Genomic DNA, 12,252 nt, shown 5'->3' with positions numbered 1-12,252 from the left:
AAGCGCAGCGCCGGCAGTCGCCCGGCCATCGAGACGCTGCTAGTCTTGCCCTGCCGAACACTTGATAACCAGATCGAATCTTATGCTAGGTACGCTAGGGCGCCTCTCACTGCTGCTGGGACTCGCTGCGTTCGCCTGCCAGGCGAGTGCGCTGACCGTCTACAAGTACACCGATGCCAATGGCGTGGTCACCTACAGTGACCAGGCGGCGCCCGGTGCGAAGGTGTTCGTGTTCAGCGACCGTATGGTCGAGAAGCTCGACAACCAGGTAAAGCTGGAAACCCGCAAGCACGCCGCCGGCGAAACCCTGCTGGTGCGCAATGATCTGTATGCGCCGGTGCAGGTGGAGCTCAGGCTGGAACAGCTGAGCAACGTCAGTGGCGCGCCGGGCAAACCGATCAACTGGGTGCTGCCGCCGCGCAGCGAGATCCGCCTGGCCACCCTGGCGCCGCTGGACCCGGCCAAGCCGCTGCGCTACACGCCCAAGCTCGACTACGCCCTGGGCGACCCCCGGCTGCTGCCGATCAAGCAGCCGTACCCCTTGCCGTGGCGCGGTGGGCCGTTTCGCCTGACCCAGGGCGCCAATGGCCAGTACAGCCACTTCACGCCCAAGGGCCGCTACGCCCTGGATATCGCCATGCCCGAGGGCACGCCGATCGTCGCGGCGCGTGCCGGGGTGGTGGTCAAGACCGAGAACGACCAGAGCGGGCGTGGCACCAATCCCTCGGGAAACTTCGTGCGCATCCTGCATGACGACGGCACCATGGGCGTGTACCTGCACCTGATGCAGGGCTCGGTGAACGTGCGTGAGGGGCAGCGCGTCCCGGTCGGCGCGCCGATCGGCCGCTCCGGCAATACCGGCAACAGCACCGGCCCGCACCTGCACTTCGTGGTGCAGCGCAACGTGGGCATGGCGCTGGAGTCGATCCCCTTCGAGTTCGCCCAGCCGGTGGACAGCCTGCCCAATTTCGCCGTGGGTGGCGACTGAGGCCTTCGGCCTCGGCTAACTGGCCTTGCTCAGGCGGCAGCTCACTGCGCAGTGGTCGGACACGCCGGTGGTCAGCCTGGCGTCTTCCAGCCGATAGTTCGGCGTATGGAACAGCCCATCGACCATGAACGGAATGTCGCCAGCGCGGTGCAGCGAGCCGTCGATGCTGCTGGTGTAATGCGCCGGTATCCCGTCGATGAAGTGTTCGGCGATCAGGTCGAAGGTGGCGCGCCCGCGCGGCGCGTTGAAGTCGCCAGTCAGCAGCAGCCCGCCCGCTGCTGTGGCTTGCGCCTCGGCGAGGGCGATCAGCTTGCCGGCGCTTTCACGCTGGTACGGCGTGGAGCTGCCGAACGGGGTGACGTTGAGATGGGTGACGGCGACGCGGAAACCATCGACCGTGGCGCTGAGCATCACTTCGGCGATGCTCAGCGGGTCGGCCATGCGCTTGCCCTCGAGGGTGACGAAGGCCATCTCCTGAATGCCCTCGGGGCTGCCCGAGTAGTACTCGGCCCTCAGGTTCGCCAGGGCGCCACCGCGGGCCAGCATGCCGACGCCCACCACATTGGCGGGGCCTTCCTCGGGATAGCGGGCCATGGGCGCAAAGGCCATGGCGCCGCCCATCAGGGCTTCGAAGAAGGGGATGTCGCGCTCGCAGAGCTCCTGCAGGCAGAGCAGCTCCGGGCGCTCACGGTCGATAAAGGCGGCGACCCGCGACAGGTGCCTGGAACGTTCGATATTGATGGAGGCGATGCTGAGCGACATGGGATCAGGGGGAGCTGTGAGAGAGGCGTTAAGGGATTTCGTGGGTGCTGAAACGATGGCGCAGTATACCCGACGCCTGGCACCCAGGGCCGGTTTGCCGGTGTATGGCGACCTGAATGCAAATCGCCCGGCAGGCCGGGCGATTCGATTACGGCGGCGTGATCAGAACGCCAGGCCGACCTTCAGGCCAACCTGCTCCTGCTTGAGCTTGCTGTTTTCCGCCAGCACGCTGTCGCTATCGATTTTGTAATTGGTGCGGGTGTAGTAGAGGCTGGTGCTGATCGGCAGGTTGTTGATGCCCTTGTTCCACAGCACGGTCAGCTCGGCGTAGGGGTTGGCCTTGTCCTTCAGGTCGACGGTGTCGCTGCCTTCGCCGCTGACTTTCAGCTCGGCTTCGGCGTCGAGCGAGTAGCGTGCGCCGGCCTCCAGGCGCACGGTGTAGTCCGGGGTCAGGTAGTTGTAGCCGACGCCCGCCTTGGCGAACGGCGCCTTGCTGGTCAGCTTGACGTTGGTGTCGAACGGGCCGACGTCGTCCTGCTCGATACGGCCCCAGTCGTAGCCACCGCCAACGACGAAGTCGATGTAGTTGTTGGTGCTCAGCGCAGCGCGCAGGCCCAGGTCGATGTCGGCGCGGGCCGCCTTGTATTCGTCATCGTCCTTCTCGCGGTACTGACCTTCGATACCGGCCTGGTAGATGAAGCCTTCGTGACCCGTCAGCTTGTTGCCGAAGTTGTAGAACAGACCGCCCTGATTCAGACGCTCCTTGTCGCTTTCGCCAAAGGTGCTCAGTTTGTACTGATTGTGCGAGCCGATCACCCCGATGGTCGAAATCGGATCGGTGATCGAGTCGGCGTAAGCATGGGAAGCGCCGGCGAGGCACAGGGCGAGTAGGGTTTTCGAGGTGATTCCACTGATTTGCATGGCTGAATCCTTGGCAGTCTGTTTAGGTGACGGCATGCACCGATTCCATCGATGCCCGCGGTGGACTGCCCAGCTGCAGGCGACATTCGAACAAGCCGACGAATGGTCGTAAGTGCTTGTCTTGGAAGGCGACGGTGATGCTGATCACCCGCCATAGATGACCGATCGGTCAAGTTGCCAGAGCGGCACGATCGGCGTCTGGGCGGGTGCGCTCGCAGCCGCCCAAGTACTGGTCTCAGTCGAGCTTGATGACCTTGGCCAGGAGAATCTTCGGCCCTTTCATCTTCTTGACGATCAACCGCAGGCCGGCGACTTCCAGTGATTCCTCTTCCTCGGGCACGCGCTTGAGGGTTTCGTAGATCAGGCCGGCAAGGGTCTCCGCTTCGATATGGTCCAGATCGATGCCCAACAGCCGCTCGAGCTTGAACAGCGGGGTGTCGCCACGCACCAGCAGTTTGCCGGGTTGGTAGGCGAGGATGCCGCGTTCGGTCTTGCGGTGTTCGTCCTGGATGTCGCCGACCAGGGCTTCGAGCACATCTTCCATGGTTAGGTAGCCGATCACCTTGCCGTCGGCCTCCTCGACCAGGGCGAAGTGCGCGCTTCCCTTGCGAAATTGCTCCAGCAGGTCGGACAGCGGCAGGTTGCGGCTGACCTTCTCGATCGGCCGCATCAGCTCGCCCAGGCGCAGGGTCGAGGGCAGCATTTCCAGCAGTGACAGGTGCAGCAGCAGGTCCTTGATATGCAGCACGCCGACGAACTCACCCGCGGCTTCGTCGTAGATCGGGAAGCGGCTGTACTTGTGGCGGCGGAACAGGCTGAACACCTCGTCCAGCGTGGCGTTGAGTTCCAGGTAGATGAGGTCTTCGCGGGAGTTGGCCCAGTCCACCACCTCCAGTTCGCCGAGCTCCACGGCGGAGGCCAGCACGCGCATGTCCTGGTCGCTCGGGTCGCTGGCGCGGCTGGAATGCAGGATCAGCTTGAGCTCGTCGCGGCTGTAATGGTGCTCGTGGTGGCCGCTGGGCTGGTCCTGACCGGCAATGCGCAGGATGGCGTTGGCGCTGGCGTTGAGCAGGAAGATCGCCGGGTACATCATCCAGTAGAACAGGTACAGCGGCGCCGCCGTCCACAGCGACAGCAGCTCCGGCTTACGGATCGCCCAGGATTTCGGGGCCAGCTCGCCGATTACGATGTGCAGGTAGGAAATGATGAAGAACGCGGTGAAGAAGGCGATGCCGTCGATCAGCTTCTGCGATTCGATGCCGATCGAGCTCAGCAGCGGTTCGAGCAGGTGCGCGAAGGCCGGTTCACCCACCCAGCCCAAGCCCAGGGAGGCCAGGGTGATGCCCAGCTGACAGGCGGACAGGTACGCGTCGAGCTGGCTGTGCACGGTGCGTAGAATATGCCCCCGCCAGCCGTTCTTCTTGGCCAGGGCTTCGACCTTGGTGGCGCGCAGCTTGACCATGGCGAACTCGGCGGCCACGAAGAAGCCGTTGAGCAGCACCAGGAACAGGGCGAACAGCACCAGGCCCATGTCAGCGAAATAACTGGAGAAGGAGACGCTCGTAGAGGGATCCATAACGGGTTCGTGTGACCGGATGTTGCTAAAGGGTGGGGCCTGGGCGGGCGCTTTGCAATAGGACCTAGGGTCTGTTGACGATTCAGCGCGGCAGTGCGTGCAACCTCAACAGAGCCTATTCAGCGGGCCGGCGCGGCGATCTGCGCCGGCTGGAAATGGCAGGTGAACAGGCTGCCCCTGCCGACCACGCTGGTGATCTCCAGCCCACCGCGGTGGCGCAGTAGCACGTGCTTGACGATAGCCAGGCCCAGGCCCGTGCCGCCGGTGTGGCTGGCGCGGCTGGAATCGACCCGGTAGAAACGCTCGGTCAGGCGCGGCAGGTGTTTGGCCTCGATACCGGGGCCGGTGTCCTGCACCGACAGGTGCGCGCCCTGTGCGTCCTGCCACCAGCGAATGCGGATCTCGCCGTCGGCCTGGGTGTATTTCACGGCGTTGAACACCAAGTTGGAAAACGCGCTGCGCAGTTCCGATTCGCTGCCCTTGAGCCTGAGGCCGGCGTCGGCCTCCAGGCTGATGCGGTGGTTGCGCTCGGCAGACAGCGCCAGGGCGTCGTTGCGGATGGTCTGCAGCAGCAGGTCGACCGCCACCGGGTGGTTGTCGGAGGGGTAATCGGTGGCTTCCAGCTTGGCCAGCAGCAGCAGGTCGTTGAGCAGGCCCTGCATGCGCGCGCCTTGCTGTTGCATCTGCTGCAGGGCGCGGCGCCAGCGCGGATTGATCTCGTCGACGTTGTCCTGCAGGGTTTCCAGGTAGCCGGAAATCACCGTCAGCGGCGTGCGCAGTTCGTGGGAAACGTTGGCCACGAAGTCCTTGCGCATCTGCTCCAGTTGGTGGAGGCGGGTGACGTCGCGCACCAGCATCAGGTGCTCCTGATTACCGTAGCGGGTGATGTTGAGCTGCAGCTGCTTGCGCGGGTTGACCGGCGAGGGCAGGTCGAGGGGTTCGAGGAAATTGCCGCGCTCGAAGTAGTCCTTGAAGCGTGGGTCGCGTACCAGGTTGGTGATCGACTGGCCGCTATCCTGGGGCGTTTTCAGGCCCAGCAGGGTTTCCGACGCCTTGTTCCACCATTCCAGGTTGCCGTGGCTATCGAGCATGATCACCGCATCGCGCAGTGCCGCGGTGGACTCCTGCACGCGGTCGATCACCGCCTGCAGGCGGCCCCGCGCCCGCTGGTTGCGGCGCTGCAGGTGGTAGATGCTGTCGAACACCTCGCCCCACAGACCGTAGCCGTCGGGTGGCGGTTCGTCGGGCTGGTGATCCTTGAGCCAGGCATGCAGGCGCAGCAACTGGCTGAGGTTCCACAGCAGGTGGGCGGCCAGGCCAATGGCGATGGCCCAGGCATATTCGCCGGTGATCACTCCAGCGGCCAGGCAGGCCGCGATCAGCAGCATAAGGCGGCGGGTTATGGCGCCACGCCAGTTGCTCGTCACGTTTCGCTCATCCGCCAGCCAATCCCTGTCGTGGTGAAAATCAGGCTATCGCTCAGCCCTTGGTGGAGAAACGATAACCGGTGCCACGTACCGTCTGCACCAGATTTTCATAGGCCTCGCCCAACGCCTTGCGCAGGCGACGGATATGCACGTCGACGGTACGCTCCTCGACATAGACGTTGCCGCCCCAGACCTGGTCGAGCAATTGGCCGCGGGTGTAGGCGCGTTCCTGATGGGTCATGAAGAACTGCAGCAGGCGGTATTCGGTGGGGCCCATTTCCGCCGGCTTGCCGTCGATGGTCACGCGGTGGCTGATCGGGTCGAGCAGCAGGCCACCCACTTCGATCGGGCCTTCGCTGTCGCTCGGGCCGGCGCGACGCAGCACGGCCTTGAGGCGGGCGACCAGCTCGCGTGGCGAGAACGGCTTGGTGATGTAGTCGTCGGCGCCGACTTCCAGGCCCTGGATCTTGTTGTCCTCTTCGCCCTTGGCGGTGAGCATGATGATCGGAATGTCGCCGGTCAGCTCGTCGCGCTTCAGGCGCCGGGCCAGCTCGATACCGGAGGTGCCGGGCAACATCCAGTCGAGCAGGATCAGGTCGGGTTTGCGGTCGACGATGATGGCGTGGGCCTGCCCGGTGTTTTCCGCTTCCAGGCACTCGTACCCGGCCATTTCCAGCGCTACCACGATCATTTCGCGGATCGGCGCTTCGTCATCGACGATCAGGATGTTCTTGCCAACCATGGGTTGAGCCTCGGTTCATTCAACTGTCAATGCGGCGCATTAGATAACGGAATTATTGCAGCGATATGACAGCCGTGCGGCAGGCGCCTCGCGCGGCCACCCTTAGCGCAAGGCGTAATCCAGCACGATGCCGACGAAGATCGCCAGGCCCGCCCAGTGGTTGTGCAGGAAGGCACGGAAGCAGACCATCGGCTCGCGCTGGCGCGTAATGTGGAATTCCCAGGCGAAACAGCCGGCGGCCACCAGCAGGCCGAGATGGAAGTACAGCCCCAGTTCGAAGCGCGCGCCGGCCAGCAGCAGGCACAGCAGGGCCATGCCCTGCAGACCGAGGATGATCACCCGGTCAGCATCGCCGAACAGGATCGCCGTGGATTTCACACCGATCTTCAGGTCGTCCTCGCGGTCGGCCATGGCGTAGTAGGTGTCGTAGGCCACGGTCCAGATCACGTTGGCCAGCAGCAGCAGCCAGGCCGCCGCCGGCAGCTCGCCGGTCTCGGCGGTAAAGGCCATCGGCATGCCCCAGGAAAAGGCGGTGCCGAGCACCACCTGGGGGTAATAGGTGTAGCGCTTCATGAATGGATACAGCGCCGCCACGGCCAGGGCGCCGAACGACAGCCATACGGTGGTGGCGTTGGTCAGCAGCACCAGAGCGAAACTGAGCGCGATCAGCACGACGAAGAGGATCAGTGCCTCGCGGGCGGTGACCCTGCCGCTGGCCAGCGGACGGGCTTTGGTGCGGCTGACGTGGCCGTCGAAATTACGGTCGGCATAGTCGTTGATCACGCAGCCGGCAGCGCGCATCAGCACCACGCCAACCACGAAGATCAGCAGGTTCTTGATGCTGGGCACGCCTTCGGCGGCGATCCACAGTGCCCACAGCGTCGGCCACAGCAGCAGGTAGATGCCGATCGGCTTGTCCATGCGCGTCAGCTGCAGGAAATCCCAGGTACGTGGGTGCAGGCGATTGAGCGATTGCAGCATGCGGATGTACATCGGGTGGTTCTCCTGGCGCGGTGCGCGGATTATACGGCGCCGCGCCGGCCGCGGGGTCAGCGGCTCGCCGCAGGCCAGAAGGCCGGCAGGAACACTTCGGCGACCAGCACCGCCAGCGGGCCGCGACGAAAGCACGAGCGGCGTGCCCACAAACCGTCCTGCAAGGCTTCTGCCGGCAGCCAGGCGCCAGGGTAGCGGCAGACCTGCAGTTCGCCGCGGGTAAAGGCCTGGTCACTGAACAACAGCTCACCCAGGGAGCGGCTGCCCAGTTGCTGAAGATCCAGGCCCGAGCCTTGCAGTGCCTGCCGGGCGGCCACACTGCGGGCGAACACCCAGGGCTGGCCATTGCCGCGCAGGTAGACCTCGCGCACCCAGCCAAGGCTGCCCGGCGGTACGTCCAGGGCTGCGCATTCGTCGTCACGCAGCGTCAGCCAGCCTTCACGCAACGGGGAGACGCTGAAACCGCCCGCCGACAGCTCGGTCAGCCGCCGGGTAAGGGATTGTTCGTTGAACAGCCAGTCGCAAACGCTGGCCGAGGGCACGCTGGGTAGCAGGTCGCGGGTGAGCCAGGCGGGTGTCTGGGAGGCAGGATGGGGCACGGTACAGGTTCGCGATGGGGCGGAGCGCGGAGTCTACCATGGGCGTTGCCGGCCCCTGGGCATTCGTCACGCCCGCTTGGCGATAGCGCGGCATTTGCGGTAGCGTGCCCGCGCAATGACCGTGAGTAGCGCCGGAGAGCCTGTATGAAGAAGTGGCAATGTGTGGTCTGCGGACTGATCTATGACGAACGCGAGGGTTGGCCGGATGACGGCATCGTGCCGGGCACCCGCTGGGAAGACGTGCCCGAGGATTGGCTGTGCCCCGACTGTGGCGTGGGCAAGATGGACTTCGAGATGATCGAAATCAACTGAGCGATCAAACCCGACAACAGCTGTAACAGGAGCAACCATGAGTGATCCCGTCGTCATCATCGGCACCGGCCTGGCCGGCTACAACCTGGCCCGCGAGTTTCGCAAGCTGGACAGCGAAACGCCGTTGCTGCTGATTACCGCCGACGACGGACGCTCGTATTCCAAGCCGATGCTGTCCACCGGCTTCGGCAAGAACAAGGATGCCGATGGCCTGTGCATGGCCGAGCCGGGCGCCATGGCCGAACAGCTGAATGCGCAGGTGTGGACCCACACCCGGGTCACCGGCATCGATCCCGGTCACCGCCGCCTGTGGATCGGCGAAGAGGCGGTGGCCTATCGCGACCTGGTGCTGGCCTGGGGCGCCGAGGTGCTCGCCGTACCCGTCGAGGGCGACGCGGCTGACCAGCTGTTTACGGTCAACGATCTGCAGGGCTATGGGCGGTTTCGCCAGGCCGTCGAGGGCAAGCGCAAGGTGCTGATTCTGGGCGCCGGGCTGATTGGCTGCGAGTTCGCCAACGACCTGTCCCTGGGCGGTTACCAAGTCGACCTGGGGGCGCCTTGCGAGCAGCTGATGCCGGCCCTGCTGCCGGTCGAGGCCGCTACCGCGGTGCAGGGTGGCCTCGAAACGCTGGGTGTGCGCTTTCACCTGGGCCCCGTACTGAGCCGCCTGCAGCATGCTGGCGGCGGGCTCGAGGCGCATCTGTCGGATGGCCAGACCATTGCCTGCGATGCGGTGATCTCGGCCGTGGGCCTGCGCCCGCGCACCGAGCTGGCGGCGGCAGCCGGCCTGGCGCTGAACCGCGGCGTGGTGGTCGACCGCCTGCTGCGCACCTCACACGAGCACATCTACGCCTTGGGTGATTGTGCCGAGGTCGGAGGGCTCAGCCTGCTCTACGTGATGCCGTTGATGGCCTGCGCCCGGGCGCTGGCCAGGACCCTGGCCGGCACGCCGAGCGAGGTGGCCTACGGCGCCATGCCGGTTACCGTGAAGACCCCGGCCTGCCCGCTGGTGGTGTCACCACCGCCGCGGGGCAGCCAGGGACACTGGACGGTAGAAGGCAGCGGCGCCGATATCCGCGCCCTGTGCCACGATGCCAGCGGTGCCCTGCTGGGCTACGCGCTGACCGGCGCTGCGGTGCAGGAGCGCCTGGCGCTGAATCGCCAGCTGCCGGCCCTGCTGGCGTAGGCGATCTGTCGCCTGCTCGACAGAAATGCCGGTTTTAGCTAAGTGCAGGGCTGGCGAAGGCCCCCAGAGCATGCCATTCTCCCCAGGCCTGACCGCAGCGTAGAGCTGTCGGCGCGCGTTGGCGCCAGGGCGCGGAACACAACAACAACAAACCGTAAATGAGGCAATCATGCGTAAACCGGAACTCGCCGCCGCTATCGCGGAAAAAGCTGATCTGACCAAGGATCAGGCCAATCGTGTACTCAACGCCGTTCTCGAAGAAATCACCGGGGCACTGAACCGCAAGGACAGCGTCACACTGGTCGGCTTCGGGACCTTCGTGCAGCGCCACCGCGGCGCCCGTACCGGCAAGAACCCGCAAACCGGTCAGCCAGTGAAGATCAAAGCCAGCAATACCGTTGCCTTCAAGCCGGGCAAGGCCCTCAAGGACTCGATCAACTGAGCTTAGGGTCTGTTCCCGTTTCAGCGCGAGCCGCGTTGAAATGATCTCCGGTTAGGCGCAGGACGCAGGGAATGGTGTCCCTTGCCAAGTCCTGCAACGACAGCGGAGGTCATTTCCCGCGCAACCCGCAGGGCCGGGCCAATTTTTGCGCGATTCGGCGTTACTCGGTGGCTCATTTGGCCCGCCAAACTTCGCATCTCGTGCCTTGCCTCGCGCAAAATGTGGCTCCGGCGCGGCCGTGCGTGAAACGGGAACAGACCCTTGGGTCTGCTGAGATTTCCGCCCGGACAACCACTGCGCCGCAGCGTTGAAATCTCAGCAGACCTCCACTACCCGCCAGCACGTCCGGCTGTCAGGCTTCGGGTAGGTCGCTACAATGCACGGCTCTCTCACTCGCGCGAACAGGCCATGCCATGAAATTTCGTTTTCTTCTGTGGATGCTGGGTCGTCTGATGGCCAAGGCCAGCCGTGACAACCCGGCGTTCCGCCAGCAACTCGAAGGCCGTGACCTGGTCTTCCAGCTGCATACCCTGGACGGCAAGGTGGCCCGTCATTTCATCGTCGACAACCAGCGCATCACCAGCAAGCGCGGCACCGCCAGCGCGCCAGCCTTCGCCATCGGCTTCAAGGATGCTGCCTATGGCTACGCCACGCTGACCGCCCAGAACAAGCAACTGGCGTTCATGCAGGGTATCCAGAACAAGGACATCCAGATTCAGGGCAACCCGGCCCTGGTCATCTGGTTTCAGGGCCTGACCAAGTACCTGCGGCCCAGGAAGCGCTCGGCCGACCAGAAGGCGGCCTGAGGCAATTGCCGCGGCGCGCTTCCACGGGCGGGCCGCGGCGGCGGGTCAGTGCGGTGAGCCGAACTGGGTGGCCAGGTCGCGCAAGGCGACTTCGGCAGCCAGCACCTTGTTGAGTGCTTCCTCGGCCTTTTCCCGGGTGATACCCAGGTTGTCCAGCAGGCTTGCCGGAATCTCGCGCGCGGGGCCGTTACCGATACCGCGGTTGTGCAGCAGGCTGACCGCCAGGTAGACGAGGTTCGGGTAGGTGGCATGGTTGCCGGCGTAGGTGGGGTCATGCTGGAAACGCAGGCCGACCGCCAGTTCCTCGGGCATGTCCCAGTAGCGCATCAGCCAGGAGCCGATCTGCTCGCGGCTGATGCCCAGCAGGTGTTGCTCGATGTAGCTGTGCGGCAGGTGCGGGTTGACCTCCAGGTGTCGGCAGATCAGCGAGAAGTGCGGCGGAAACACGTGGGCCAGCACCAGATTGCCGAAATTGTGCAGCAGGCCGGCCAGGTAGGTCAGGCCCACTTCCGGGCGCTGCGCCCGCGGCATGGCGCGGGTCAGGCCCTCGATGACGGCGGCGGTGTAGATCGCCTGCTGCCAATAGGGCGTGGCATGCTGCGGCTGATCCTTGGGCAGGCTCAGGGTCTTGCCCAGGGCCAGGCCCAGCGCCAGGTTGACCACCAGATCGAAGCCCAGCACACGCACGATGGCGTCTTCGACCGAGCGGATCTTGCCCGGCGCCGCGTAGTAGGGCGATGCCGCCCAGCTGACCACCTGGGCGGCCAGCGCCGGATCGGTTTCCACCACGCCGGTGATGTCGTCGACCGTGGCATTGGGGTCGACCCGCAGCTTGATGATCTTCTGCGCCGTCTCGGCCAGCGGCGGAATCTCGATGGTTTCTTCCAGGCGCTGCTGGATGCGGCGTGCGGTGAACGCCTGCACTGCCTGGCTGATCTCTTGGCGATCGTCTTCGGGGCGGCTGAAGTTGGGGCGCACCTTGCTCGCCGGCTCGCCGAAACGCGCCGCGCTGGCCTTGCCGAGCAGACCCTTGAAGGCTTCGGTGCCGATCTCCAGGAGCACGCCCTGCTGGCCGGACTGGATGTACAGGCTCGGCACCTCGAGCAGGCGCTCGTCGTACAGACAGGGGGAGCTGGTCAGGGCCGGAATGCCCGGCAGCATGGCCAGGTCATGCTTGCCCAGCATGCGGGTCAGGCGCTCGGGCTTGACGGCTGTCAGCTTGCGGCCGGTCAGCTCGGCAAGCCGGTTGAGATCGAGCAGCTGATTCTGCGGGAACAGCACCAGCAGGGCGCCCACGGCGTCCTCGAGCAGCACGGTCTGTACCCGTTGGGCAGCCGGGATGCCGGGTTGGTCGTGGCGAGCCTGATAAGTCACACCGAGTTTCTCCAGCAGCTGACGGATTACATGAGGCGGTTGAGGGGAGGTGTCGGCGATGGCTAGTTCAGTCATGACGTATTCCGTCTTCAAAGGGAGCGCAACGTCCCAAGTATAACCAGCA

At 64.9% G+C, this 12,252-nt stretch carries 13 protein-coding genes; 5 read left to right on the top strand and 8 right to left on the bottom strand.

All coding sequences use genetic code 11. From position 1 onward, the window contains the following. Positions 1 to 82 precede the first annotated feature (82 nt). Positions 83 to 988 carry a peptidoglycan DD-metalloendopeptidase family protein gene (locus SA190iCDA_RS01465; RefSeq protein ID WP_070885828.1) on the top strand — a complete coding sequence of 302 codons (906 nt, stop codon included), beginning with the start codon at positions 83 to 85 and terminating at the stop codon, positions 986 to 988. A gap of 15 nt (positions 989 to 1,003) precedes the next feature. Here SA190iCDA_RS01465 and SA190iCDA_RS01460 read toward each other — a convergent pair whose 3' ends face one another. The 7 genes from SA190iCDA_RS01460 to SA190iCDA_RS01430 form a co-directional block, all read right to left on the bottom strand. Beyond that, positions 1,004 to 1,750, bottom strand: a complete 747-nt coding sequence (locus SA190iCDA_RS01460) for an endonuclease/exonuclease/phosphatase family protein (protein WP_070885829.1) — start codon at positions 1,748 to 1,750, stop codon at positions 1,004 to 1,006. 162 nt (positions 1,751 to 1,912) lie between these two features. Then, a complete protein-coding gene (locus tag SA190iCDA_RS01455) occupies positions 1,913 to 2,671 on the bottom strand; it encodes a hypothetical protein (protein WP_070885830.1) in 759 nt (252 codons plus the stop codon). A gap of 235 nt (positions 2,672 to 2,906) precedes the next feature. Then, entirely contained in the window at positions 2,907 to 4,247 is a 1,341-nt protein-coding gene (locus SA190iCDA_RS01450; RefSeq protein ID WP_070885831.1) for a hemolysin family protein, read from the bottom strand. Between the two features lie 119 nt (positions 4,248 to 4,366). Then, positions 4,367 to 5,635: a phosphate regulon sensor histidine kinase PhoR gene (gene phoR / locus SA190iCDA_RS01445; protein ID WP_070885832.1), complete on the bottom strand. Its 1,269-nt coding sequence runs from the start codon at positions 5,633 to 5,635 to the stop codon at positions 4,367 to 4,369. 91 nt (positions 5,636 to 5,726) lie between these two features. Then, positions 5,727 to 6,416 carry a phosphate regulon transcriptional regulator PhoB gene (gene phoB, locus SA190iCDA_RS01440; RefSeq protein ID WP_070885833.1) on the bottom strand — a complete coding sequence of 230 codons (690 nt, stop codon included), beginning with the start codon at positions 6,414 to 6,416 and terminating at the stop codon, positions 5,727 to 5,729. A 102-nt stretch (positions 6,417 to 6,518) separates the two neighbouring features. Then, on the bottom strand, positions 6,519 to 7,409 hold the full coding sequence (gene ubiA, locus SA190iCDA_RS01435; RefSeq protein WP_070885834.1) for a 4-hydroxybenzoate octaprenyltransferase: 891 nt from the start codon (positions 7,407 to 7,409) through the stop codon (positions 6,519 to 6,521). Positions 7,410 to 7,465: 56 nt separating this feature from the next. Continuing rightward, positions 7,466 to 8,008, bottom strand: coding sequence for a chorismate--pyruvate lyase family protein (locus SA190iCDA_RS01430; protein ID WP_070885835.1), 543 nt, complete (start codon positions 8,006 to 8,008; stop codon positions 7,466 to 7,468). 144 nt (positions 8,009 to 8,152) lie between these two features. Between SA190iCDA_RS01430 and SA190iCDA_RS01425 the strand changes: the two genes are divergently transcribed. From SA190iCDA_RS01425 to SA190iCDA_RS01410, 4 genes are all read left to right on the top strand, one after another. Next, positions 8,153 to 8,320: a rubredoxin gene (locus SA190iCDA_RS01425; RefSeq protein WP_070885836.1), complete on the top strand. Its 168-nt coding sequence runs from the start codon at positions 8,153 to 8,155 to the stop codon at positions 8,318 to 8,320. 37 nt (positions 8,321 to 8,357) lie between these two features. Further along, the gene (locus tag SA190iCDA_RS01420; protein ID WP_070885837.1) at positions 8,358 to 9,506 is read left to right on the top strand and encodes an FAD-dependent oxidoreductase; all 1,149 of its coding nucleotides are present in this window, start codon (positions 8,358 to 8,360) and stop codon (positions 9,504 to 9,506) included. A 169-nt stretch (positions 9,507 to 9,675) separates the two neighbouring features. After that, positions 9,676 to 9,948: an HU family DNA-binding protein gene (locus SA190iCDA_RS01415; RefSeq protein ID WP_013789407.1), complete on the top strand. Its 273-nt coding sequence runs from the start codon at positions 9,676 to 9,678 to the stop codon at positions 9,946 to 9,948. Between the two features lie 413 nt (positions 9,949 to 10,361). After that, positions 10,362 to 10,754: a helicase gene (locus SA190iCDA_RS01410; protein ID WP_070885838.1), complete on the top strand. Its 393-nt coding sequence runs from the start codon at positions 10,362 to 10,364 to the stop codon at positions 10,752 to 10,754. A 45-nt stretch (positions 10,755 to 10,799) separates the two neighbouring features. On the opposite strand, the gene SA190iCDA_RS01405 is transcribed toward SA190iCDA_RS01410, so the two are convergent. Further along, positions 10,800 to 12,203 carry an aminoacyl-tRNA deacylase and HDOD domain-containing protein gene (locus tag SA190iCDA_RS01405; protein ID WP_070885839.1) on the bottom strand — a complete coding sequence of 468 codons (1,404 nt, stop codon included), beginning with the start codon at positions 12,201 to 12,203 and terminating at the stop codon, positions 10,800 to 10,802. Positions 12,204 to 12,252: the final 49 nt, after the last annotated feature.

The organism is Pseudomonas argentinensis (assembly GCF_001839655.2).
Lineage (GTDB): Bacteria > Pseudomonadota > Gammaproteobacteria > Pseudomonadales > Pseudomonadaceae > Aquipseudomonas > Aquipseudomonas argentinensis_B.
This window is presented reverse-complemented; position numbering and strand designations above follow the sequence as displayed.

Bases quoted from the DNA above. Each gene is read 5' to 3' on its own strand.
- SA190iCDA_RS01460 (WP_070885829.1), bottom strand. From the start codon at position 1,750: ATGTCGCTCAGCATCGCCTCCATCAATATCGAACGTTCCAGGCACCTG.
- SA190iCDA_RS01415 (WP_013789407.1), top strand. From the start codon at position 9,676: ATGCGTAAACCGGAACTCGCCGCCGCTATCGCGGAAAAAGCTGATCTG.
- phoR (WP_070885832.1), bottom strand. From the start codon at position 5,635: ATGCTGCTGATCGCGGCCTGCCTGGCCGCTGGAGTGATCACCGGCGAA.
- SA190iCDA_RS01420 (WP_070885837.1), top strand. From the start codon at position 8,358: ATGAGTGATCCCGTCGTCATCATCGGCACCGGCCTGGCCGGCTACAAC.
- SA190iCDA_RS01405 (WP_070885839.1), bottom strand. From the start codon at position 12,203: ATGACTGAACTAGCCATCGCCGACACCTCCCCTCAACCGCCTCATGTA.
- SA190iCDA_RS01410 (WP_070885838.1), top strand. From the start codon at position 10,362: ATGAAATTTCGTTTTCTTCTGTGGATGCTGGGTCGTCTGATGGCCAAG.
- SA190iCDA_RS01455 (WP_070885830.1), bottom strand. From the start codon at position 2,671: ATGCAAATCAGTGGAATCACCTCGAAAACCCTACTCGCCCTGTGCCTC.
- ubiA (WP_070885834.1), bottom strand. From the start codon at position 7,409: ATGTACATCCGCATGCTGCAATCGCTCAATCGCCTGCACCCACGTACC.
- SA190iCDA_RS01465 (WP_070885828.1), top strand. From the start codon at position 83: ATGCTAGGTACGCTAGGGCGCCTCTCACTGCTGCTGGGACTCGCTGCG.
- phoB (WP_070885833.1), bottom strand. From the start codon at position 6,416: ATGGTTGGCAAGAACATCCTGATCGTCGATGACGAAGCGCCGATCCGC.
- SA190iCDA_RS01425 (WP_070885836.1), top strand. From the start codon at position 8,153: ATGAAGAAGTGGCAATGTGTGGTCTGCGGACTGATCTATGACGAACGC.
- SA190iCDA_RS01450 (WP_070885831.1), bottom strand. From the start codon at position 4,247: ATGGATCCCTCTACGAGCGTCTCCTTCTCCAGTTATTTCGCTGACATG.